The sequence below is a fragment of the Nocardioides sp. genome, assembly GCF_030655615.1.
In the GTDB taxonomy this organism is placed as follows: Bacteria; Actinomycetota; Actinomycetes; order Propionibacteriales; family Nocardioidaceae; genus Nocardioides.
This window is the reverse complement of sequence record NZ_JAURVJ010000144.1, coordinates 1-21,520: the sequence shown is the minus strand read 5'-3', so window position 1 is coordinate 21,520 and position 21,520 is coordinate 1. Positions and strand designations below refer to the sequence as shown.

The 21,520-nt window shown below is 72.2% G+C and carries 22 protein-coding genes; 12 read left to right on the top strand and 10 right to left on the bottom strand.

The features are described 5' to 3' along the window. Window positions 1-503: 503 nt before the first annotated feature. The 9 genes from Q7T52_RS12145 (at window position 504) to Q7T52_RS12105 (ending at window position 9,052) form a co-directional block, all read left to right on the top strand. On the top strand, window positions 504-953 hold the full coding sequence (locus Q7T52_RS12145; protein WP_304802816.1) for a MarR family winged helix-turn-helix transcriptional regulator: 450 nt from the start codon (window positions 504-506) through the stop codon (window positions 951-953). Window positions 954-1,023: 70 nt separating this feature from the next. After that, the gene (locus Q7T52_RS12140) at window positions 1,024-2,319 is read left to right on the top strand and encodes an MFS transporter (protein ID WP_304802814.1); all 1,296 of its coding nucleotides are present in this window, start codon (window positions 1,024-1,026) and stop codon (window positions 2,317-2,319) included. Between the two features lie 215 nt (window positions 2,320-2,534). Then, entirely contained in the window at window positions 2,535-2,909 is a 375-nt protein-coding gene (gene rpsL / locus Q7T52_RS12135; protein WP_134766928.1) for a 30S ribosomal protein S12, read from the top strand. Beyond that, window positions 2,909-3,379, top strand: coding sequence for a 30S ribosomal protein S7 (gene rpsG, locus Q7T52_RS12130; RefSeq protein WP_134766929.1), 471 nt, complete (start codon window positions 2,909-2,911; stop codon window positions 3,377-3,379). The genes rpsL and rpsG overlap by 1 nt, the downstream gene beginning before the upstream one ends. A 77-nt stretch (window positions 3,380-3,456) precedes the next feature. Further along, window positions 3,457-5,571, top strand: a complete 2,115-nt coding sequence (gene fusA / locus Q7T52_RS12125) for an elongation factor G (RefSeq protein WP_304802810.1) — start codon at window positions 3,457-3,459, stop codon at window positions 5,569-5,571. Window positions 5,572-5,668: 97 nt separating this feature from the next. After that, the gene (gene tuf / locus Q7T52_RS12120) at window positions 5,669-6,862 is read left to right on the top strand and encodes an elongation factor Tu (RefSeq protein ID WP_304802808.1); all 1,194 of its coding nucleotides are present in this window, start codon (window positions 5,669-5,671) and stop codon (window positions 6,860-6,862) included. A 102-nt stretch (window positions 6,863-6,964) separates the two neighbouring features. Next, the gene (locus tag Q7T52_RS12115; protein ID WP_304802806.1) at window positions 6,965-7,324 is read left to right on the top strand and encodes a DUF4190 domain-containing protein; all 360 of its coding nucleotides are present in this window, start codon (window positions 6,965-6,967) and stop codon (window positions 7,322-7,324) included. 4 nt (window positions 7,325-7,328) lie between these two features. Continuing rightward, the gene (gene trmB / locus Q7T52_RS12110; RefSeq protein ID WP_304802804.1) at window positions 7,329-8,078 is read left to right on the top strand and encodes a tRNA (guanosine(46)-N7)-methyltransferase TrmB; all 750 of its coding nucleotides are present in this window, start codon (window positions 7,329-7,331) and stop codon (window positions 8,076-8,078) included. A 74-nt stretch (window positions 8,079-8,152) separates the two neighbouring features. Further along, window positions 8,153-9,052, top strand: coding sequence for a homocysteine S-methyltransferase family protein (locus Q7T52_RS12105; protein WP_304802803.1), 900 nt, complete (start codon window positions 8,153-8,155; stop codon window positions 9,050-9,052). Here Q7T52_RS12105 and Q7T52_RS12100 read toward each other — a convergent pair. Further along, complete coding sequence (locus Q7T52_RS12100) at window positions 9,042-9,764, bottom strand: tetratricopeptide repeat protein (RefSeq protein WP_304802801.1); 723 nt, start codon at window positions 9,762-9,764, stop codon at window positions 9,042-9,044. The two genes, Q7T52_RS12105 and Q7T52_RS12100, sit on opposite strands and share 11 nt — an antisense overlap. Before the next feature lie 113 nt (window positions 9,765-9,877). On the opposite strand from Q7T52_RS12100, the gene Q7T52_RS12095 reads away from it, so the two are divergent. Further along, the gene (locus Q7T52_RS12095; protein WP_304802799.1) at window positions 9,878-11,188 is read left to right on the top strand and encodes an MFS transporter; all 1,311 of its coding nucleotides are present in this window, start codon (window positions 9,878-9,880) and stop codon (window positions 11,186-11,188) included. A 66-nt stretch (window positions 11,189-11,254) separates the two neighbouring features. Here the strand turns inward: Q7T52_RS12095 and Q7T52_RS12090 are convergent, their stop codons facing one another. Together Q7T52_RS12090 and Q7T52_RS12085 are read right to left on the bottom strand one after the other, a co-directional pair. Next, window positions 11,255-12,064 (bottom strand): RDD family protein, encoded by an 810-nt coding sequence (locus Q7T52_RS12090; RefSeq protein WP_304802797.1) that lies wholly within the window; start codon window positions 12,062-12,064, stop codon window positions 11,255-11,257. 4 nt (window positions 12,065-12,068) lie between these two features. Continuing rightward, window positions 12,069-12,905, bottom strand: a complete 837-nt coding sequence (locus Q7T52_RS12085) for an alpha/beta fold hydrolase (protein ID WP_304802795.1) — start codon at window positions 12,903-12,905, stop codon at window positions 12,069-12,071. Window positions 12,906-12,927: 22 nt separating this feature from the next. Between Q7T52_RS12085 and Q7T52_RS12080 the strand changes: the two genes are divergently transcribed. Continuing rightward, entirely contained in the window at window positions 12,928-13,923 is a 996-nt protein-coding gene (locus Q7T52_RS12080) for a stage II sporulation protein M (RefSeq protein ID WP_304802794.1), read from the top strand. A gap of 47 nt (window positions 13,924-13,970) precedes the next feature. On the opposite strand, the gene Q7T52_RS12075 is transcribed toward Q7T52_RS12080, so the two are convergent. The 7 genes from Q7T52_RS12075 to Q7T52_RS12045 form a co-directional block, all read right to left on the bottom strand. Continuing rightward, window positions 13,971-15,263 carry a DUF58 domain-containing protein gene (locus tag Q7T52_RS12075; protein ID WP_304802792.1) on the bottom strand — a complete coding sequence of 431 codons (1,293 nt, stop codon included), beginning with the start codon at window positions 15,261-15,263 and terminating at the stop codon, window positions 13,971-13,973. A gap of 10 nt (window positions 15,264-15,273) precedes the next feature. Beyond that, window positions 15,274-16,281 (bottom strand): MoxR family ATPase, encoded by a 1,008-nt coding sequence (locus tag Q7T52_RS12070; RefSeq protein WP_304802790.1) that lies wholly within the window; start codon window positions 16,279-16,281, stop codon window positions 15,274-15,276. Then, window positions 16,278-17,465 (bottom strand): DUF4350 domain-containing protein, encoded by a 1,188-nt coding sequence (locus Q7T52_RS12065; protein WP_304802788.1) that lies wholly within the window; start codon window positions 17,463-17,465, stop codon window positions 16,278-16,280. Before Q7T52_RS12065 ends, Q7T52_RS12070 begins: the two co-directional genes overlap by 4 nt. Then, window positions 17,462-18,067 carry a DUF4129 domain-containing protein gene (locus Q7T52_RS12060; RefSeq protein WP_304802786.1) on the bottom strand — a complete coding sequence of 202 codons (606 nt, stop codon included), beginning with the start codon at window positions 18,065-18,067 and terminating at the stop codon, window positions 17,462-17,464. Before Q7T52_RS12060 ends, Q7T52_RS12065 begins: the two co-directional genes overlap by 4 nt. Further along, complete coding sequence (locus tag Q7T52_RS12055) at window positions 18,064-19,188, bottom strand: hypothetical protein (protein WP_304802784.1); 1,125 nt, start codon at window positions 19,186-19,188, stop codon at window positions 18,064-18,066. Before Q7T52_RS12055 ends, Q7T52_RS12060 begins: the two co-directional genes overlap by 4 nt. Before the next feature lie 78 nt (window positions 19,189-19,266). Beyond that, the gene (locus tag Q7T52_RS12050) at window positions 19,267-19,758 is read right to left on the bottom strand and encodes a carboxymuconolactone decarboxylase family protein (protein ID WP_304802782.1); all 492 of its coding nucleotides are present in this window, start codon (window positions 19,756-19,758) and stop codon (window positions 19,267-19,269) included. After that, window positions 19,755-20,864: a dihydrodipicolinate reductase gene (locus Q7T52_RS12045; protein WP_304802781.1), complete on the bottom strand. Its 1,110-nt coding sequence runs from the start codon at window positions 20,862-20,864 to the stop codon at window positions 19,755-19,757. The genes Q7T52_RS12050 and Q7T52_RS12045 overlap by 4 nt, the downstream gene beginning before the upstream one ends. Window positions 20,865-21,279: 415 nt before the next feature. On the opposite strand from Q7T52_RS12045, the gene rpsJ reads away from it, so the two are divergent. Then, a partial coding sequence (gene rpsJ / locus Q7T52_RS12040; protein ID WP_304802779.1) for a 30S ribosomal protein S10 occupies window positions 21,280-21,520 on the top strand: 241 nt, incomplete at its 3' end.

Below are 21,520 nucleotides of genomic sequence, written 5' to 3'. Positions count from 1 at the left end.
CCTCGCAAGCTCGGCTCGCCGTCGCCTGCGCGGCCACCCGACCCGGAGGTGCGTGAGCCACCGTTCCGGGCGATCAGGGGTGCCGGTTCGGTGGCTGACACACCGCCGGCCCGGGTCGGGGAGCCCACAAGGTGAAGTTCTGCGACGAAACTCCCGGTTCCGTGCCGAAGCTTCATAGGAGAACCGGGAGAAACGTCAGGTCAGCGTGACGGGTGGGACACGTGAGGGCTGTCCGCGTTGGACGAGGGCGGGCGGAGCCCGCCCTTGTCTGCGCCCTGAAGCATCCCGGGAGAGGCTCGCTGTCAAGGATCGCGCAGCGACCGCGCAGCGGCGCCGCAGGCGTCCTTGACGGGGAGGCCCGGGATGCTAGGCGCGCGGACAGCCCGACCACGAACGACCCAGGGTCAACCGAGAGCAAGCCGCACCACGCCAGCAGCCAGGGCGGGCAGTCAGGCCAACCACCCAAGGAATGCTTAGCAAAGGTAATGAGTTACGCTAACGACATGCCCACCGTCGAGAAGGCCTCCCGCACCGACTCGGGGCTCGCGTCCGAGCTCCGGATGTCGGTGATGCGGCTGCGCCGTCGCCTCGCCAACGAGCGCCACCCCGACAACGAGCTCAGCCTCAACGCGATGGCGGTGCTGGCCGGGCTCTACCGGCACGGCGACCTGTCGGTGGGGGAGCTGGCGTCCCGCGAGCGGGTGCAGCCGCCGAGCATGACCCGCACGGTCAAGTTCCTCGAGGCCGACGGGTTCGTCCACCGGCGGGCCCACGAGACCGACGGCCGCCAGGTCGTCGTGGTGCTGACCGACCTGGGCCGGCAGACCCTGCTGGCCGACCGACGCCGGCGCGACGAGTGGCTCGCCATCCGGCTGCGCGACCTGACTCCCGCCCAACGCGCCGTCCTGCGCGAGGCGGCCCCGATCCTCGAAAGACTGGCAAGCACTGAATGACCACCCCACGACGTTCCCCGTCTCCCTCGCTCCGTCCCTCCGCCGGACGGCGACGAGGGGACCTCGGCGCATGAGCCCCACGTTCCGCGCCCTGCGCAACCACAACTACCGCCTCTATGTCGCCGGCACGCTCGTGTCCAACACCGGCACGTGGATGCAGCGCGTCGCGCAGGACTGGCTGGTGCTGACCCTCGGTGGCGGCGGCACCGCGCTCGGCATCACGACGGGGCTGCAGTTCCTGCCGGTCCTGCTGCTCTCGCCCTACGCCGGGGTCATCGCCGACCGCTTCCCCAAGCGGCGGCTGCTCCAGCTGACCCAGGGCGCGATGGGCGTCGCCAGCCTGCTGCTGGGGCTGCTGGCGGTGACCGGCGCGGCGCAGACCTGGCAGGTCTTCGTCATCGCGTTCGTCTTCGGCATCGGCTCGGCGTTCGACGCCCCGGCGCGCCAGTCGTTCGTCTCCGAGATGGTCGGTCCCGACGACCTGACCAACGCGGTCGGCCTCAACTCGGCCAGCTTCAACCTCGCTCGCATCCTGGGCCCGGCCCTCGCCGGCCTGATGATCCATGCGCTCGGTGACGGCACCCGCGCCACGGGCTGGGTCATCCTCATCAACGCGGTCAGCTACCTCGCGATCATCGGCCAGCTCCAGCGGATGGACCTCGCCCAGCTCCACTCGCCCAAGCCCACCGGACGACGTCCGGGCGCCCTGCTCGAGGGGGTCCGCTACGTCCGCAGCAAGCCGCGGATGGTGATGATCCTGGTGCTGGTGTTCTTCGCCGGCACGTTCGGCATGAACTTCATGATCACCTCCGCGCTGATGGCCACCCAGGTCTTCGGCAAGGGGGCGGGGGAGTTCGGCGTCCTCGGCTCGGCCCTCGCGGTCGGCTCGCTGACCGGCGCCCTGATGGCGGCCCGCCGGGTGCAGGTGCGCCTGCGGCTGCTCGTCGTTGCCGGCACCGGCTTCGGGCTGGCCCTGCTGGTGGCGTCGGTGCTGCCGACGTTCACCACGTTCGCCCTCTTCTCGCCGGTCATCGGCTTCTGCACCCTGACGATGCTCAACTCCGCCAACGCGACCATGCAGCTCAGCGCGGCCCCCGAGATGCGGGGCCGGGTGATGGCGCTCTACATGACCATCGTCATGGGCGGCACCCCGCTCGGCTCGCCCATCATCGGCTTCGTCGGCGAGCACTTCGGCGCCCGCTGGACCCTGCTCTTCGGCGGCATGTTCACCCTGTTCGGGGTCGCCCTGGCCGTCGGGGTCTACGCCCGGATGACCGGCGGCTGGCGCAACCTGCTGGCCGAGTCGCGTACGCCGCCCCGACGGCCGGTCGTCGACCTCGAGCCCGAGGTGGCCCAGGCCGGTTGAGGCCAGGCATCCACCCGGCGGGAGCGGCCGCGCACTGATTTGCCCGCCCACGAGGCGCCCAGTAGCCTTGACACTTGTGTGTCTGGCCCGTCCGGACACCTTCGTCCGCCCGGAGGCGCCCAATGAGGCGCCAGGGCGCGGGGCACGCCTAAGAACGTGACATTCGTGTGCGGCAAGGCGTCGCCACTGAGAGTAGACCGAGAGGGAACCACCAGGTGCCCACCATTCAGCAGTTGGTCCGCAAGGGCCGCCAGGACAAGGTGTCCAAGAACAAGACACCTGCCCTGAAGGAATCCCCCCAGCGTCGCGGTGTCTGCACCCGCGTCTACACCACCACCCCGAAGAAGCCGAACTCCGCCCTCCGCAAGGTCGCCCGTGTGCGCCTCAGCAGCGGCGTCGAGGTCACGGCCTACATCCCGGGCGTGGGCCACAACCTCCAGGAGCACTCCATCGTGCTCGTCCGCGGCGGCCGGGTGAAGGACCTCCCCGGTGTCCGTTACAAGATCATCCGCGGCTCCCTCGACACCCAGGGTGTCAAGAACCGCAAGCAGGGCCGCAGCAAGTACGGCGCCAAGAAGGAGAAGAGCTAATGCCCCGCAAGGGTCCCGCCCCGAAGCGGCCGATCGACATCGACCCGGTCTACGGGTCGCAGCTCGTCTCCCAGCTCGTCTCCAAGGTGCTGCAGGACGGCAAGAAGCAGGTCGCCCAGCGCATCGTCTACACCGCCCTCGAGGGCTGCCGCGAGAAGAACGGCACCGACCCGGTCGTCACGCTCAAGCGTGCGCTCGAGAACGTCAAGCCGGCCATCGAGGTCAAGTCCCGCCGCGTCGGTGGCGCGACCTACCAGGTCCCGATCGAGGTCAAGGGCACGCGCGGCACCACGCTCGCGCTGCGCTGGCTCGTCGGCTACGCGGCCGACCGTCGCGAGAAGACCATGCACGAGCGCCTCATGAACGAGATCCTCGACGCGTCCAACGGCCTCGGTGCCGCGGTGAAGAAGCGCGAGGACACGCACAAGATGGCCGAGTCCAACAAGGCCTTCGCCCACTACCGCTGGTGATCCCCGGGTGGGGGCACCGACACGGCGCCTCCGCCCTCCACCAGTCCATCTCAGACCTCTAAGGAACGCTGACAACAGTGGCTGTCAACATCACGACCGACCTGAACGTCGTTCGCAACATCGGGATCATGGCCCATATCGACGCGGGCAAGACCACCACCACCGAGCGCATCCTCTTCTACACCGGCATCAGCTACAAGATCGGTGAGGTCCACGAGGGCGCGGCCACGATGGACTGGATGGAGCAGGAGCAGGAGCGCGGCATCACGATCACGTCCGCCGCGACGACCTGCTGGTGGAAGGACCACCAGATCAACATCATCGACACCCCCGGGCACGTCGACTTCACCGCCGAGGTCGAGCGCTCGCTGCGCGTCCTCGACGGCGCCGTCGCGGTGTTCGACGGTGTCGCCGGTGTCGAGCCGCAGACGATGACGGTGTGGCGCCAGGCCAACAAGTACTCCGTGCCGCGCATGTGCTTCGTCAACAAGCTCGACCGCACCGGTGCCGACTTCTTCCACTGCGTCGACATGATGGTCGACCGCCTCAACTCCACCCCGCTGGTCCTCCAGCTCCCGATCGGCGCCGAGGGCGACTTCCTCGGGGTCGTCGACCTGGTCGGCATGCGCGCGCTCGTGTGGCGCGGCGAGACCAAGATCGGTGAGGACTACGAGATCGAGGAGATCCCGGCCGAGCTCGCCGAGCAGGCCGCGGAGTACCGCGAGAAGCTCGTCGAGACCGTCGCCGAGACCGACGACGCGATCATGGAGCGCTACCTCGACGACGGCGACGTGTTCACCGTCGAGGAGCTCGAGGCGGCCATCCGTCGCGCCACCCTGGCCGACAAGCTCAACCCGGTCCTGTGCGGCACCGCGTTCAAGAACAAGGGCGTGCAGCCCCTGCTCGACGCCGTCGTCAAGTACCTCCCGAGCCCGCTCGACATCGACGCGATCATCGGTCACGACCCGCGCGACGAGGAGAAGGAGATCCGTCGGCAGCCGTCCGACGACGAGCCGTTCTCCGGTCTCGCCTACAAGATCGCGACCGACCCGCACCTCGGCAAGCTGATCTACGTCCGGGTCTACTCCGGCAAGCTCGAGGCCGGCTCGACCGTGGTCAACTCGGTCAACGGCCGCAAGGAGCGGATCGGCAAGGTCTACCAGATGCACGCCAACAAGCGTGAGGAGATCGCGTCGGTCGGCGCTGGCCAGATCGTCGCCGTCATGGGTCTCAAGGACACCAAGACCGGCCACACGCTGAGCGACCCGCAGAACCAGGTCATCCTCGAGTCGATGACGTTCCCGGCCCCGGTGATCGAGGTCGCGATCGAGCCCAAGACCAAGAGCGACCAGGAAAAGCTCGGTACCGCCATCCAGCGGCTGTCCGACGAGGACCCCACGTTCACCGTCAAGGCGGACGAGGAGACCGGTCAGACGATCATCGCCGGCATGGGCGAGCTCCACCTCGAGATCCTCGTCGACCGGATGAAGCGCGAGTTCCGCGTCGAGGCGACCGTCGGCAAGCCCCAGGTGGCCTACCGCGAGACCCTGCGCAAGGAGATCACCAAGCACTCCTACACCCACAAGAAGCAGACGGGTGGCTCGGGCCAGTTCGCCAAGGTCGTCATCGGCATCGGCCCCAACATCGACCCCGAGACGGGCGTCGGCGCCGGCTACGAGTTCGTCAACGCCGTGTCCGGTGGTCGCGTGCCGAAGGAGTACATCCCCTCGGTCGACCAGGGCGGCCAGGACGCCATGGAGTTCGGCGTGCTCGCCGGCTACCCCATGGTCGACGTGAAGTTCACGCTCGAGGATGGCGCCTACCACGACGTCGACTCCTCCGAGCTCGCGTTCAAGATCGCCGGCAACCAGGCCTTCAAGGAGGCCGCCCGCCAGGCGAAGCCGGTCCTGCTCGAGCCGATGTTCGCCGTCGAGGTGATCACGCCGGAGAGCTTCCTCGGCACGGTCATCGGTGACATCAACTCGCGTCGAGGCCAGATCAGGGCCCAGGAGGAGCGTCACGGTGACATGGTCATCGACGCCATCGTGCCCCTGTCCGAGATGTTCGGGTACGTTGGCGACCTGAGGTCGAAGACCTCCGGTCAGGCTTCGTACTCGATGGAGTTCGACTCCTACGCCGAGGTTCCCACGAACATCGCCGAAGAGATCATCAAGAAGGTTCGGGGCGAGTAGGTCCCCTCCCTGACGGAGACCCTGCGCGCCGCAGCCCTCGGCGCACCATCCATCACGTACGAGTTTCAGTACCAACCCACACCAGGAGGAGCCCACCGTGGCTAAGGCGAAGTTCGAGCGGACCAAGCCGCACGTCAACATCGGCACGATCGGTCACATCGACCACGGCAAGACGACCTTGACCGCGGCGATCACGAAGGTGCTTCACGACAAGTACCCCGACCTCAATGCCGCTTCGGCGTTCGACGAGATCGACAAGGCTCCCGAGGAGCGTCAGCGCGGCATCACCATCTCGATCGCGCACGTCGAGTACCAGACCGAGGCGCGCCACTACGCGCACGTCGACTGCCCGGGTCACGCGGACTACATCAAGAACATGATCACCGGTGCCGCGCAGATGGACGGCGCGATCCTGGTGGTCGCGGCGACCGACGGTCCGATGCCGCAGACCAAGGAGCACGTGCTCCTGGCCCGCCAGGTCGGCGTGCCCTCGATCGTCGTCGCGCTCAACAAGTGCGACATGGTCGACGACGAGGAGCTCATCGAGCTCGTCGAGATGGAGGTGCGCGAGCTCCTCAGCGACTACGAGTTCCCCGGCGACGACATCCCCGTCGTCCGCGTGGCGGCCTTCCCGGCGCTGCAGGGTGACGAGAAGTGGGCCGAGTCGATCGTCGAGCTCATGAACGCCGTCGACGAGGGCATCCCGACCCCCGAGCGCGAGACCGACAAGCCGTTCCTCATGCCTGTCGAGGACGTCTTCACGATCACCGGTCGCGGCACGGTCATCACCGGCCGCATCGAGCGTGGCATCGTCAAGGTCAACGAGGAGGTCGAGATCATCGGCATCCGCGAGACCGCCCAGAAGTCGACCGTCACCGGCGTCGAGATGTTCCGCAAGCTGCTCGACGAGGGTCAGGCCGGCGAGAACGTCGGGCTGCTCCTCCGTGGCACCAAGCGCGAGGACATCGAGCGCGGCATGGTCGTCATCAAGCCGGGCACCACGACCCCGCACACCAACTTCGAGGCCTCGGTCTACATCCTCTCGAAGGAGGAGGGCGGCCGTCACACGCCGTTCTTCAACAACTACCGTCCGCAGTTCTACTTCCGGACGACCGACGTGACCGGCGTCGTCACCCTCCCCGAGGGCACCGAGATGGTCATGCCGGGCGACAACACGGAGATGTCGGTGGAGCTCATCCAGCCCATCGCCATGGACGAGGGCCTGCGTTTCGCGATCCGTGAGGGTGGCCGCACCGTCGGCGCCGGCCGGGTCGTGAAGATCACCAAGTGATCGTCTGACACCCAGCGAGGCCCCTCTGCCGTCAGGCAGGGGGGCCTTGCTGCGTCTCGGACCAGGTTTGGGACCCGAGCACGAATGCGAGAATCCACCCCCATGAGTACCCCGCAGAATCCCTATGGCGGCACGAATCCCTACGGCGGCACGAACCCCTACGGAAACGCCCCCTACGGCCCGCAGCGCGACCACCCCCAGGCGACCATCGTCCTCGTCCTCGGGATCCTCGGCCTCGTCGCCTGCCAGGTGCTCTCGCCGATCGCCTGGGTCATGGGCAGCCGCGCGCTGCGCGAGATCGACGCCTCCGACGGGCGCACCGGGGGCCGCAGCCAGGTCCAGGCCGGTCGGATCTGCGGGATCGTCGGCACGATCCTGCTGGTGCTCAGCGTGCTCGTCATCATCGTGGCCGTCGTCGTCCTCCTGGCGGTGCCCGGGTCCGTCGACACCTCTCCCAACTGATCGGATGCTCGTGACGGACCACGCGACGGACCAGGACCACGTCCGCCCCGCCCGACCGCACCAGAAGCTGACCGACGACGGACGTCGGGTCCGCGAGGTGCTCAGCTACAGCCGCCGTGGCAGCCGCTTCACGACGCGGCAGGCCGCCGCGTGGGAGGCCCACCACGAGCGGTGGGTCGTCCCCGACGAGGCCGTCGACGACTCCGGCTTCTCCTGGGACCAGGCGTTCGGCCGCCAGGCGCCGCTGGTGGTCGAGATCGGCTGCGGCACCGGCGAGGCGACCGCCGCGCTGGCCACCGCGCGCCCCGACGCCAACGTCCTGGCGCTCGAGGTCTGGCTGCCCGGGGCGGCCGAGACCATGGGACGGGTCGCCGAGGCGGGTCTCACCAACGTCCGGCTCTGCGGGGTCGACGCGGTCTGGCTGCTCGAGCACCTCGTCGCGCCTGACACGCTGGAGGAGCTCTGGACCTTCTTCCCCGACCCCTGGCACAAGGCCAAGCACCACAAGCGCCGCCTGGTCACCCCCGCGTTCGCGGCGGTGGCGGCGGAGCGGCTCCGACCCGGGGCCCGCTGGCGGCTGGCGACCGACTGGGCGGCGTACGCCGAGCAGATGCGCGACGTGCTCGACGCCGAGCCCCGGCTCGAGGGCGGCGTGGTCGAGCGGTGGGCCGAGCGCCCGCTGACGAAGTTCGAGCGCAAGGGCCTCGCGGTCGGTCGGACCATCACCGACCTGACCTACACCAGGCGGGCCTGACCGGCTGAGCGGTGGCGCGACGTCGGGGTTGGTGGTCTCCTGGAGGGCACCACTTCTCGACGCTGGGAGGCAGCGTGGCCACCGACCCCCGCAGGATCACCGACGGCGGCCTCGAGACCGACCTGATCTTCCATCGCGGCCGCGACCTGCCGGAGTTCGCCGCGTTCCCGCTGCTCGATGACGAGCCCGGCCGCGGCCTGCTGCGCGACTACTACACCGACTACGTCGCGCTCGCGGCCCGGGCGCAGGTGCCGCTGCTCCTGGAGACCCCGACCTGGCGGGCCAACCCCGACTGGGGGGTCCGGGTGGGCTACGACGACGTGGCGCTGGGCCGGGTCAACCGCGACGCGGTGGACTTCCTGCGCGGCCTCGACACCAGCGGGGTGCCGCACGTCGAGGTCGGCGGTGTGGTCGGCCCGCGCGGTGACGGCTACGTGCCCGGAGCCGCGGTCGACCCCGACGAGGCCGCGGCCTACCACCGGCCGCAGCTGCAGGCCTTCCGCGACGCCGGCGCCACCCGTGCCACCGCGCTCACCCTGACCGACGTGGGCGAGGCGATCGGAGTGGCCCGCGCGGGTGCCGACCTCGGGATCCCGGTCGGCATCGGCTTCACGGTCGAGACCGACGGCCGGCTCCCGGGCGGGACGACCCTGGCCGAGGCGGTCGAGCGCGTCGACGCCGACACCCCGCCCGACTACTTCCTCGTCAACTGCGCTCATCCCGAGCACGTCGAGCGCGGCCTCGACGACGGACTGTGGCGGCTCCGGGTCGGCGGGCTGCGCGTCAACGCCTCTACCCTCAGCCACGCCGAGCTCGACGAGTCGACCGAGCTCGACGACGGCGACCCGCTGCAGCTGGCGACCGACCACGCCCGGCTGGTCGACCTGCTCCCGGCGGTGCGCGTCGTCGGCGGGTGCTGCGGCACCGACGTGAGGCACGTGGCCGCGCTGTGGGGCCAGGACGTCAACCGATGACGTCGCGGTCGGTGTCGGCGACGTCGGCGAGGAGCAGCGCGATCTCCTCGTCGACGTAGGGGTCGTCCTCGCCCGCCGCGTCGAGCTCCGCGCGCAGACCGCGCTGCACCTCGAGGGCCCCGTCGGCGTGGCCGAGGTGGCGCAGGCTCCAGCCGACCATCCACCGCGCGATCCGCAACCGGCCGGCGTCGCCGATGCGCTCGCGGGCCAGGACGGCGTCCTCGAACGCGGCGAGCGCCGCGCCCCAGTCGCCCGCGTCGGCGTGGGTCATCCCGATGTTGTTGAGCAGCGAGGCGTCCCAGTCGCGCGCCGCCGGGTCGGCCGAGACCGTGGCGACTGCGAGCGCGTGGTGGTGGAGACCGAGCTGCTGCTCGACCGGCGCGACGAGGGCCGTCATGTGCAGCGCGTCCACGTGGAGCACGTCGAGCCCGGCCGTGCGGGCCGACTCGGCAGCGGCGCCGAACAGCGGCCGGGCCTCGTCGGGCGCTCCGCCCGAGCGGTGCAGCCGACCGCGCTCGAGCAGGACCCGCGTGGCCACCTCGGGGTCGTCGGTCGGCAGGGTGTCGAGGAGCTCGTGGGCGTCGTCGTAGCGCTCCTGGAGGCCGAGGGCCCGCGCGACCTGGGTGGTGAGGACCAGGGCCTCGCGCGCCGGCGCCGCGGCGGCGGCCGACCGGAAGCGGCCTCGGAGCCGGCCGGGTCGTCGAAGTCCCACAGTGCGGCGACGTCCCCGGCCTCCATGGCCTCCACCCCAGCATGGCAGCGGATCGACGTCCAGTGTCCGACGACGGCGACGCGCGCGACGCGCGGTGCTCCTAGGCTGCTGCGGTGAGCACCGAGGTCGAGACCCCGCGCCGGGTCGGCCTCCACCGCGCCTGGTGGGTGGCGGCGGTGACCATGGCCGCCCTGATCGCGGCGGCCGGCTTCCGCTCGTCGACCGGCGCGCTGCTCGGCCCGCTCGAGGAGGACTTCGGGTGGTCCCGCGGCACGACCTCGGGCGCCGTCAGCCTCAACCTCATCGTCTACGGCCTGACCGCGCCGTTCGCCGCCGCGCTGATGGAGCGCTTCGGCGTCCGCCGGGTGGTCGCGGCCTCGCTGACCCTCGTCGCGGTCGGCTCCGGCCTGACGCTGGTGATGACCGAGGCCTGGCAGCTGTGGCTGCTCTGGGGGTTCGCGATCGGCGTCGGCACCGGGTCGCTGGCCCTGGTCTTCGGGGCGATCGTCGCCAACCGCTGGTTCGTCAAGCACCGCGGCGTGGTGATCGGGGTCTTCTCCGCGGCCAGCTCGACCGGCCAGCTCGTGTTCCTCCCGGCCATCGCCCACCTAGCCGACGGCCCGGGCTGGCGCTGGGCCGCCGGGCTCGTCGCGGTCTTCGCGCTGCTCCTCGTGCCGCTCGTGCTGCTGGTGCTCGCCGACTCGCCCGCCGCGGTCGGGACGACGGCGTACGGCGCCGACCCGCTCGCCCCGCCGCCGACGGCGCCCGTCCCCACGCGCGGCGCCGCGCGGGTCGCGATCGACACGTTCCGCGGGAGCGCGCGGTCGAAGGTCTTCTGGATCCTGTTCGGCTCGTTCTGGATCTGCGGCTGGTCGACCAACGGGCTCATCGGCACCCACTTCATCGCCGCCTCCCACGACCACGGCCTGCCCGAGACGACCGCGGCCTCGCTGCTCGCCCTGATCGGGATCTTCGACATCGTGGGCACGGTCGCGAGCGGGTGGCTGACCGACCGCGTCGACAGCCGCTACCTGCTCTTCGTCTACTACCTGCTGCGCGGGCTGTCGCTGCTCGCCGTGCCCTACCTGCTCGCCGACGTGGTGCACCCGAGCCTGTTCGTCTTCATCGTGTTCTACGGCCTCGACTGGGTGGCGACCGTACCGCCGACGGTCGCCCTGTGCCGCGCCCACTTCGGCGTCGAGAAGGCCGGCGTCGTGTTCGGCTGGGTGTTCGCCGCGCACATGGTCGGAGCCGGCGTCGCGGCCAGCTATGCGGGGCTCGTCCGGCAGGGGACCGGCGACTACTACGGCGCCTGGATGACGGCTGGCGTCCTGTGCGTCCTGGCGGCCGCCGCGGTGCTGATGATCCCGGCGGTGCCCGAGCCCGACGCTGCCGAGGAGCTGCCGGTCACCGACTCGATGTGAGTCGGGCGGGGTCAGGGGCGGGAGACGTCCCAGGTCGGCGGCTGACCCACGGCCCTGGTCGCGTCCTCAGCGACCCGACGTGAGCCGCTGCCGGACCGCGGCCTGCCGGCGCAGCCGTGCCAGGTCGCGCTCGCGCCGCGAGCCGATCACCGCGGCGAGGAAGTCCTCGGGCCGGGTGCCGACGGGCGGCAGCGGCGCGACGTGGGCACTGACCTCCTCGGCGAGCCGAGCGCCGACCGCCTGGCGGGAGGCGGGGTCGAGGGAGGGTGCGCGGCCGAGGTACTGGCGGACGGCGAGCGCCAGGCCGGTCGGGAGCGACGTGATGTCGGCGCGGGCCGCCCACGCGGCCAGGTGGGACGGCACGACCGGGGGGTAGGGCAGCGAGAGCGCGACGCGGGTCCGCACGACGTAGGTGCCGGCGGCGTAGTCGCCGAGGCGCTTGCCGCGGCTGCTGAGCAGCATGGAGAAGAACGCCGGGACGCCGAAAAGGACATAGACCTCGACGACGCCGAGGAGGTTGCGGACCAGCGCGTGCTGGAAGGAGATCGGTCCGGCGTCGTCGCGCACCGAGCGCAGTCCCAGCGCGAGCTTGCCGACCGAGCGGCCGCGGGTCAGCGTCTCGACCGTCGTCGGCGCGATCACCAGGACGATGAGCGTCACCGCGATGACCGCGGCCTGGGCGAGTGCCGGGTCGGTGTCGATCGAGGCGACGGCGAAGACGATGAGCAGCGCGACGAGCGCGCCGATGGTCACGACGACGTCGATCAGGCCCGACGCCATTCGCGGGCCGAGGCTGGCCGGCGGCAGGTCGAGCGCGACGGCCTCGCCGGTGACGAGGTCGTCACTGGTGATCGTCGCGAACTCGTGCCCGGCCATGGCGTCAGTCTCCCAGGTGGTCGCGCAGCGTGCCCAGGATCTCCGGCCAGTGCGCGACGAGGGTGGCGGGGTGGGTCGTGCCGGGGCGTACGACGACGCGCGGGTCCGCGAAGCGGCGCGTCCACGCGTCGGCCGCGTCGGCACTCGAACGGTCGTCGTCGCCTCCGAACCACAGGTGCACCGGGGCGGCGACCTGCTCGGGCGTGTGGTCCCAGGCAGAGAGGAGCAGGGCGGCGTCGCGCAGGTAGCCCTCGGGTGACGTCAGGGCCTCGCGGGTGGCGGCCGCGACCCCGGCCGCCCCGGCGACCGCGCCCAGCACCGCCGCGTCGGCCGGGGGCAGCTGGGCGAGGAAGCGGCGGGCCAGGGCCTCGTCGTCGGGGTCGCCGGGGGCCAGCGTGGCGGCGTACTGCTCGAAGCCGCGGCGGAACCGCTCGACCTTGTCGGCGACGGTACCGGGCTCGGGCGACGGCGACTGGGCGGCGACCAGTCCGAGCGCCGCGACCAGGCCGGGGTGGCGCGCGGCGACCGCGAGCGCGTAGGAGCAGCCGACCGACATGCCCAGCACCGCCAGGCGCTCGACCCCGAGCGACCGCGCGACCGCGACGGCGTCGTCGGCCACGGATCCCTGGGTCGAGGCGTGCGGGTCCGAGGCGCCGTACCCCGGACGGTTGACGCACAGCAGCCGTACGCCGAGCGCGAGGGCCGCCGTGTGGCCGGTCATCGCGACGTGGCGGGTGTCGGGGCAGCCGTGCAGGACCAGGACGAGGGGACCCGCCCCGGCGCCGCCGAGCCAGACCTGCGCACGACGCCCGTCGGGCAGCGTCACCAGCTCCGGGGCCACGCCCTCAGATTAGGGTGAGCGCGTGGACCTCGACGCGTACGTGCTCGGCCACGCCCACGAGTGGCAGCGCCTCGAGGAGCTGGTCGCCCGCAGGACGCTCGACGGGCCCGAGAGCGACGAGCTGGTCGAGCGCTACCAGCAGGTCGCGACCCACCTCTCCGTCGTACGGACCTCGTCGCCCGACAGCCACCTGATCTCCTACCTGTCCTCGTTGCTGGCCCGGGCGCGGATCCGCCTCGTCGGCACCCGGACGAGCACCTGGCGGGCGTTCGAGCGGTTCTTCACGCACCGCTTCCCGGCCGCGCTCTACCGGCTGCGCTGGTGGTGGCTGGGCTGTGTGGCCGCCAACGTCGTGGTCGCCGCGGTGATCATGCTGTGGCTGCTCGACCACCCCAACGTCGAGCAGACGCTGCTCTCGCCGCAGGAGGTCGACCAGCTCGTCAACAGCGACTTCGAGAGCTACTACAGCGAGAACCCCGCCCAGAGCTTCGCGACCCTGGTCTGGCTCAACAACACGCGCGTCGCGGCGCTCTGCATCGCCCTCGGCGTGCTGGGGCTGCCGGTCGTCTACCTGCTGTTCCAGAACGTCCTCAACGTCGCGATCGTCGGCTCGATCATGATCCGCGCCGACCGCGGCCAGGTGTTCTTCGGCCTGATCCTGCCCCACGGGCTGCTCGAGCTGACGGCGATCTTCGTCGCCGGCGGCGTCGGGCTGCGGCTGTTCTGGTCGTGGATCGAGCCCCGTGGGCTGACGCGGGCCGGGTCGCTGGCCCGCGAGGGCCGGACCGCGGTGACGGTCGCGATGGGGCTCGGCGTGGTGCTGCTCGTCAGCGGCATCATCGAGGCCTTCGTGACCCCCTCGCCCCTGCCGACCTGGGCGCGGATCGCCATCGGGGTCCTGGCCGAGCTGGCCTTCCTGGCCTACGTGTTCGTGCTCGGCCGTCGCGCCGCCGCCGAGGGCGAGACCGGCGACCTGTCGGCCGACCTGCTCGAGGACAAGGTCGCGACCCAGGCCTGAGCAGTGGGGCGGGGTGAACTGCGCAACTGCGCGATGCGGGCGCCCGGCTACAGCAGCCCCTGCGCCTTGAGGTGCAGGTAGTGGTCGGCCAGGGCGGGGGGCAGCCGCTCGGCGTCGGCGTCGACGACGTCGACGCCCAGCTTGGTCAGCAGCTCGCTCGTACGTCGACGCCGCGAGACGGCCTGCTCGGCGGCCGCGGCGTCGTAGACCTCGTCGATGGTGTCGCGGGTGGCGGTCAGCCGGTCGAGCTCGGGGTCGCGGACCGAGGCCAGGACCACGCGGTGGTGGCGGGTGAGGGCGGGCAGCACGGCGAGCAGGCCCTCCTCGACCGCGCTCGGCTCGAGCGGGGTGAGGAGCACGACCAGCGCACGCTGCCGGCCGAAGCCCTGGACCGCGCCGGCCAGCGCGTCCCAGTCGGCCTCGGCGATGACGGGCTCGAGGTCGGCCATCGCGTCCTGCAGGCGGCCCGAGACCGACGTGGCCCCGGCCGAGCGCAGCCGCGACCGGACCCTGCGGTCGCCGGCGACGAAGTCGATCCGGTCGCCGGCCCGGGCGGCCAGCGCCGCGAGCAGGAGGGCGGCGTCCATCGCCGAGTCGAGGCGTGGGACGTCGTCGACCCGGCCCGCCGAGGTACGGGAGGTGTCGAGGACGAGCACGACCCGCCGGTCACGCTCGGGCTGCCAGGTGCGGACCACCACGTTGGACGTGCGCGCCGAGGCGCGCCAGTCGATCGAGCGCACGTCGTCGCCGCGGACGTACTCACGCAGCGAGTCGAACTCCGTGCCCTGTCCGCGCACCCGGACCGCCGAGCGGCCGTCGAGGTCGCGGAGCCGTGCCAGCCGCGACGGCAGGTGCTTGCGGGAGTCGAACGGCGGCAGCGACCGGACGGTCCCGGGTACGTCGAGCGTCCGTTGTCGCGCGACCAGGCCGAGCGGCCCGGGCAGTCGCACGGTCACGCCGGTCGCGCGCAGGTCGCCGCGACGGCGGGGGAGCAGCGGTGTCGCCAGGGCCGCACGGTCGCCGGGCGCGAGCCGGACGCGGTGCCGGTTGTCGGTGGCGCCCGCGGTCGGCTGCCACGCGTCACGTACGACGCCCCGCACCGACCGCGCGGACGTGTTGTCGGCGACCAGGAGCGACTCGGCGGGGTGCCCGGTACGGACCGCACCGATCGGCCGGCGGGTGAACGTCAGCGAGGAGGGCTTCGGGGCCAGCAGCAGGTCGAGGCCGCAGACGACCAGCACCAGCAGGAGCCACAGCCACACGGTGCCGCCGACGGGCCGCAGCAGCACGGCCACGAACCCCAGCAGCACGAGCAGCGGCACCCGCCCGGTGATCGCCATCAGCGGTCCATCAGCGGGGGACCGGCACGGAGCCGAGCGCCGAGGCCAGCACCTGCGCCACGTCGACGCCCTCGAGCTCGGCCTCGGGCCGCAGCCCGAGCCGGTGCACGAGCGTCGCGTGGGCCAGCGACTTCACGTCGTCGGGCGTCACGAAGTCGCGTCCCGACAGCCACGCCCAGGCCCGGGCCGCGCGCAGCAGCGCGGTCGCGCCTCGAGGGCTGACCCCGAGCGACAACGAGGGCGACTCGCGCGTCGCGCGGGCGATGTCGACGATGTAGGCCGCGACCTCGGGGCTGACCTGGACGGTGCGCACCGCGCGCTGCCCGGCCTCGACGTCGGCGCCCGAGGCGACCGCGGTGACGCCCGCGGCGCGGACGTCGCGGGGGTCGAAGCCGGCCGCGTGCCGGTTGAGGATCTCGATCTCGGCGGCCCGACCGGGGATCGGCAGCACCACCTTGAGCAGGAACCGGTCGAGCTGGGCCTCGGGCAGCGGGTAGGTGCCCTCGTACTCGACCGGGTTCTGCGTCGCGGCCACCAGGAACGGCCGCGGCAGCTGGTGGGTCGTGCCGTCGACCGAGACCTGCCCCTCCTCCATCGCCTCGAGCAGCGCCGACTGGGTCTTGGGGGGCGTGCGGTTGATCTCGTCGGCCAGCAGCAGGTTGGTGAAGACGGGTCCGCCACGGAACGACAGCTCGCCGGCGTGGGAGTCGATCACCATCGAGCCGGTGATGTCGCCCGGCATCAGGTCGGGCGTGAACTGCACGCGTCGGGTCTCGACCGAGAGCGACGCCGCGAGGGTGCGCACCAGCAGGGTCTTGGCGGTCCCGGGCACGCCCTCCATCAGCACGTGCCCGCCGCAGAGCATGGCCACGAGCAGCCCCGACACGGCGGCGTCCTGGCCGACCACGGCCTTGGCGACCTCGCGGCGCACGGCGACCAGCCGCTCGCGCGCGGCGCCGTCGGCCTCGCTGGGTCCGGGGGCGTCGGGGGCGTCGGGGGACTTGTCGAGCGACGTCATGAGCGGCGTACCTCTTCCTCGAGCGCGGCCAGGGCGGCCGCCAGGCTGATCAGGTCTCGGTCGGATCCGGGCGGGCGGCCCAGGGCGCCGAGCAGCCCGCCGACCTCGGCCTCGGGACGCCCGACGTGGCGTGCGACGTCGCGCACCAGGGTGGGCTCGTCGGTCGCCGGGCCGAGGCGCATCCGGGTCCGGATGCGGGCGCGGGTGGCCGCGCGCAGGGTCTCGGCGGCGTGCGCGCGGTCGCCGGAGCGGCGGTAGAGCCGGCCGCGGCTGCGGGTGGTCTCGATCGCCTTGACGACGACGGGAAGCGGCTCGGTCGCGAGCGGGCCGAGGCGGCGTCCGCGCCACCCGACCAGTGCGACGGTCGCGAGCAGGAGCAGGGCGAGGCCGGGCGCGACCCAGTCGGGCACCAGCGAGGCGAAGTCGACGCCGTCGTCGCCGACGAGGTCGTCGTAGGACGCGACGTACCAGACCAGCCGGTCCTGCTGGCCCAGCAGCCGCAGGGCCACCGCCGCGTTGTCGGCCCGCAGCACCTGGTCGTTGGTCAGCAGCTGCGGGGCACCGAGCAGCACGAGGTCGTCGGCGGTCACGAGCGTGTCGGCGAAGCAGCCGTCGCCGGGCATCACGCTGGCCTCGTCGACCTCGATCGCGAGCCCGGTGAAGAGGTCGTCGTCGCAGGACGCGTCGATCGGGTCGCCGGCGTCGACGTAGCCGGCCGAGCCGGGCTGGTCGAGCACGCGGAGCAGCTCGGGGTTGGGGTCGACCACGACGATCCGGGCGCCGCCGGCGTCGCGGCGCAGCCGCTCGACGGTGCTCTCGCCCAGCTGCTCCGACGAGGTGACGACGACGGTGGTGCCGCTGTCGGCGCCGGCGTCGGCGAGGTCGTCGGCCGAGCGGACGACCTCGACGTCGACGCCCTCGTCGTCGAGGACGCGCGCCACCGCCCGGGCGCCGTCGGCCCCGGCGTTGGCCGGGTCGTAGTCGGCGCTCTGCCCGGTCTCGCCGCCGGCGGTCACCAGTGCGACCCCGACGGCGAGCAGCAGGAACGCGGCGATCACCAGGGCGGTGCGGTGGCGGCGCAGCCAGCCGAGCGGCCCGGAGCGGGTCGGGGGAGCGTCCGGGGGACCGGCCGGTGCAGCAGCGGGTGGAGCCGGTGACGCGGCGGACGGGAGGAGGTCGGTCACCGCGCGCCCGCCAGCTCGACGTCGAGGTCGAGCACCGCGACCGCCTGGTCGCGGGTAGCCGGGCGCTCGCCGTACATCACGGCGTCGAAGAGGTCGGCGCCCGCGGCGGTGCGGTCGCGGTGCTGGGGGTACTCGCCGGCCAGCGCGGCGGCGACCTCGTGCGCGGTCACGCCGGGGGAGTCCTCGAGCCGGCCGCGCTCGACCTGGCGGCGGGCAAGGGCCCGGAAGCCGTCGACGACGGCGTCGGCGTGACGGCCCTCGGCCAGCGCCACCTCGGCGCGCCGGCGGAGCTCGGCGGCGGTGACGACCTCGTCGGTCAGCACGTCGCCCCCACGGCCCTGGTCGCGTCGGGCCGTGCCGCGGGCCCGGGAGGCGAGGAAGGCCAGGCCGCCGACCAGGGCCAGGACGATGAGCGTGATCGCGAACCAGGTGAGCGACGGGATGCCGCGCGCGCCCTCGACGCTGCCGTCGACCTGACGGCCGATCCAGTCGATGATCCGCTGCACCAGGTTGTCCTGGAAGTACGTCGGGTCGGCGAGCTCGCGCCGCAGCAGCCCGCGGGCGTCGTCGCCCGACGGGTCGAGCGGCGGCTCGAGCCTCACGAGCCCAGGACCCCGGCCTGCCGCATCAGCTCGACGTCGTAGGCCTCCTTGCGCATCCGCTGGTCGAGGTACTGCAGCGAGGTGACCGTCGAGGTGAACGGCGCGACGAAGGCCGTCGTGGCGACCTGGGCGAGCGCGGTGCCGAGGATCGTGACGAACAGCGACAGGTCCTCGTCGACCGTGAGCGACCCGACGGTGCCGCCGATGGAGAACGGGAGGCCGAGCAGCTGCCCGGCGAACGCGCCGATGACGACGGTCAGCAGGGCGATGCCGAAGATCCGCCAGAAGCCCCCGAGCGAGAGCCGGTAGCCGCGGCCGATGCTGGAGACGACCCCGAGGTCCTCGAGCATCAGCGCCGGCACCGGCAGGTAGTAGACGCGGATCCAGAACCACGACATGAACGCGGCGAGCACCGGCACCGAGAAGATGATGAGCAGGACGGCCGCGACCGTCGGGGTCAGCAGGACGACCAGCACGACGAACATGGCGTAGACGGCCAGGATCAGCGTGGTCGCCAGGGCGAGCACCAAGGCCAGCCCGACGAGCCGCCACCGGCGCCCGTGGGTCGCCGCCCACGCCTCGCCCAGCGTCAGTCGCTTGCCGACGGCCGCCGCGGCCGTCACGTGGACGACCATGCCGGTGACCAGGATCAGCCCGAGCCCCTGCAGGATCGCGGCCGCCGCGTAGGAGCCGTAGGCCACGACGTAGCCGATCGCGTCCTCGTCGCTGACCTCGGTCGCCGACGGGTCGTAGGTGAGGCCGACGGTCCAGGTCAGCACGCCGACGAGGAGCACCGGGATCGCCATCGCGATCGCGGCGACCAGCACCGCCGACCCGACCGTCGCCTTGGGGTTGAACCGGATGATCCGGAACGCGGCGTCGTAGATCTCGCCGAGCGAGAGCGGCCGCAACGGCATCGCCCCGGGCTTGTGGGCCGCACCGAGCATCCCGCGCTCGGGTGTCCAGCCGGGCGGTGGCGGTGCGCCGAAGCCGGGCTGGGGCGGGGGCGCGGGGCCCCACTGCTGGGGCGCGGCGGGCCCCCACTGCGGCGGCGCGGCGGGCTCACCGGGCGGCGGTGCTCCCGGGGGCGGGGGCGGACCGGGGGGCGGGAAGTCCGACATGGCTCCTCATCGCGGGTGGCGGGGAGGTCATCTTGTCATCCGGGTCCGACGGTCCCGGCCCGCCGTGCCCCCGCGTCCCTACCGGGACGAGTAGTGCGACGGCAGCACGCACGCCTGGTCGAGCCCGAGCACCCGGTTGAGCCGTCCGAACGAGAGCCACGACCCGAGGCACATCGAGAGCTCCACGACCTCGTTGTCGCTGTAGGCCGCCTTGAACCGCGCCCAGAAGTCGTCGTCGAGGCCGTGGTGGTCGAGGGCGTAGCGCTCGGCGTACTCCGCCGCGAGGCGCGCCCGGTCGTCGAGGTCCGTGGTGGTGCGCCACGCGGTGACCGCGTCGGGGAAGGTGTCCTCGACGGTCACGCCGTCGCGCTCGGTCCGCCAGTCCTGGCAGAACAGGCACCCGTTGACCTGGGCGATCCGCAGCCGGGCGGCCTCGAACTCGCGCAGCCCGAGGGTCCCGTGCTCGTAGACGCTCTGGGCGAAGGCCGCGGCGGCCGGGCCGATGCCCGGCACCATCTCGCCCCAGACGTAGATGATCGGGTCCTTGCCCTCGGGCACGTCGATCTTCATGAGCCGGTCCTTCCGTCGAGCTTTCCGGTGGCGGGGGAGAGAGGGACGTCGAGCGCGTCGTAGATCCCGGGTGCGGCCGCGCGCAGCCAGGGGACGGCGTTGAGCAGGCGGTTGGCGGCGGTGGCGTTGCCGCCCGCGGCACGGTTGCCGCCCTCGTCGGTCGCCTCGACGTTGACCTCGATGCGGGGCCGGCCCTCGATGACCACCTTGTGCGCGCCGTCGCCGCCGTCGGGAGGCAGCGGCCAGTCGGGGGCGCAGTCGGGTGTGATCCGGGTGACGTGCTCGATGACGATCCGCGGCTCGCCACCGACGATGCCCTGCACCTCGAACCGGAGCGCACCCTGCGTCCCCCGGGCGAACAGGCCCATCCGGTTGGTGACGTCGGCCTCGAGCGGGCGACGGAGCAGGGTCTCGCGGATCTCGTCGACCTCGACGCCCAGCGCCCGCGCGATGAGGCGGACCTGGCCGCCCCACACCATGGTCGGCACCCCCGGCGCCGTCATCGGCGGCTCGTGGTCCATGGGCTCGCCCATGCCGACGAGCATGCGGACGGCCTCGGGGGCGTCGTACGTCGTGTAGTCGAAGATCTCCTGGCAGCGCACCTGGTCGACCGTCCCGGCCAGCCCGCTCACCAGCACCGGCAGCAGGTCGTTGCCCCAGCCCGGGTCGATGCCGCTGACGAACAGCGCGCCACCGCCCTCCTCGGCCGCCGCCAGGAGGGGATCGCGGAGCGCGGCCGGTGCGGAGCGCTGGTCGTAGAGGGCATAGAGCGCGGGCGTCACCACGACGGCGCCCGCACGCAGCCCCCGGGCGACGTCGAAGGCCGCGCCGTCGGGCCGCACGTCGCCGGAGGCCATGTAGGCGACCGCCCCCGCCCCGCCCAGGGCGGACAGGGCTGCGTCGACGTCGTCGGTCGCCGCCACCCCGAGGGGCTCGTCGAGACCGGCCAGGTCGGCGGCGTCGCGGCCGACCTTGGCCGGGTCGGCGACGACCACCCCCGCGAGCCGCAGCAACGGGTGCGCCACCACGGACCGGATCGCCGCCCGGCCCATGTTGCCGGTGCCCCACACCACCACCGGAATGTAGAACGTGTTCTCGTTCGGCACGTGCCGACAGTACGGCGCCGCCCGGCCCGCCGATACCCCGTGGCCGGTTCCGGACCGCGGTCTACCGCACGGATGCTCGTCGAGTTGGATCCCCGCGCCGATGTCTGCCAAGATATCCAGGTTGCTCCGGCGGGTTGCCGGGGTGCGGCAGGTCTTGACTACTGAATCGCGTCTCCCAGCACGGCCCTCCGGGGTCGCGCCGTGACGTGGTGGTGGCAGCAGCCGCACCGCACCTGGAGACCCGATCAGCACCACACCTCAGGCCCACGATCACCAGAACACCGGTGAACTTCTCGGGCCGGAAGCGTTCACGCGCGTGTCGTCAGTTCCAGATATGGCGACACGCCCGACCGCGGGGGTGGGGAAGCGGAGCAGGACCCATGACGCAGGACGAGCGAGTAAGGACGAGCTACCTATGGCGGGACAGAAGATCCGCATCAGGCTCAAGGCCTATGACCACGAGGTGATCGACACCTCGGCGCGCAAGATCGTGGACACCGTCACCCGCACGGGTGCCAAGGTCGCCGGCCCTGTGCCGCTGCCGACCGAGAAGAACGTGTACTGCGTCATCCGCTCGCCGCACAAGTACAAGGACTCCCGCGAGCACTTCGAGATGCGCACCCACAAGCGCCTCATCGACATCATCGACCCGACGC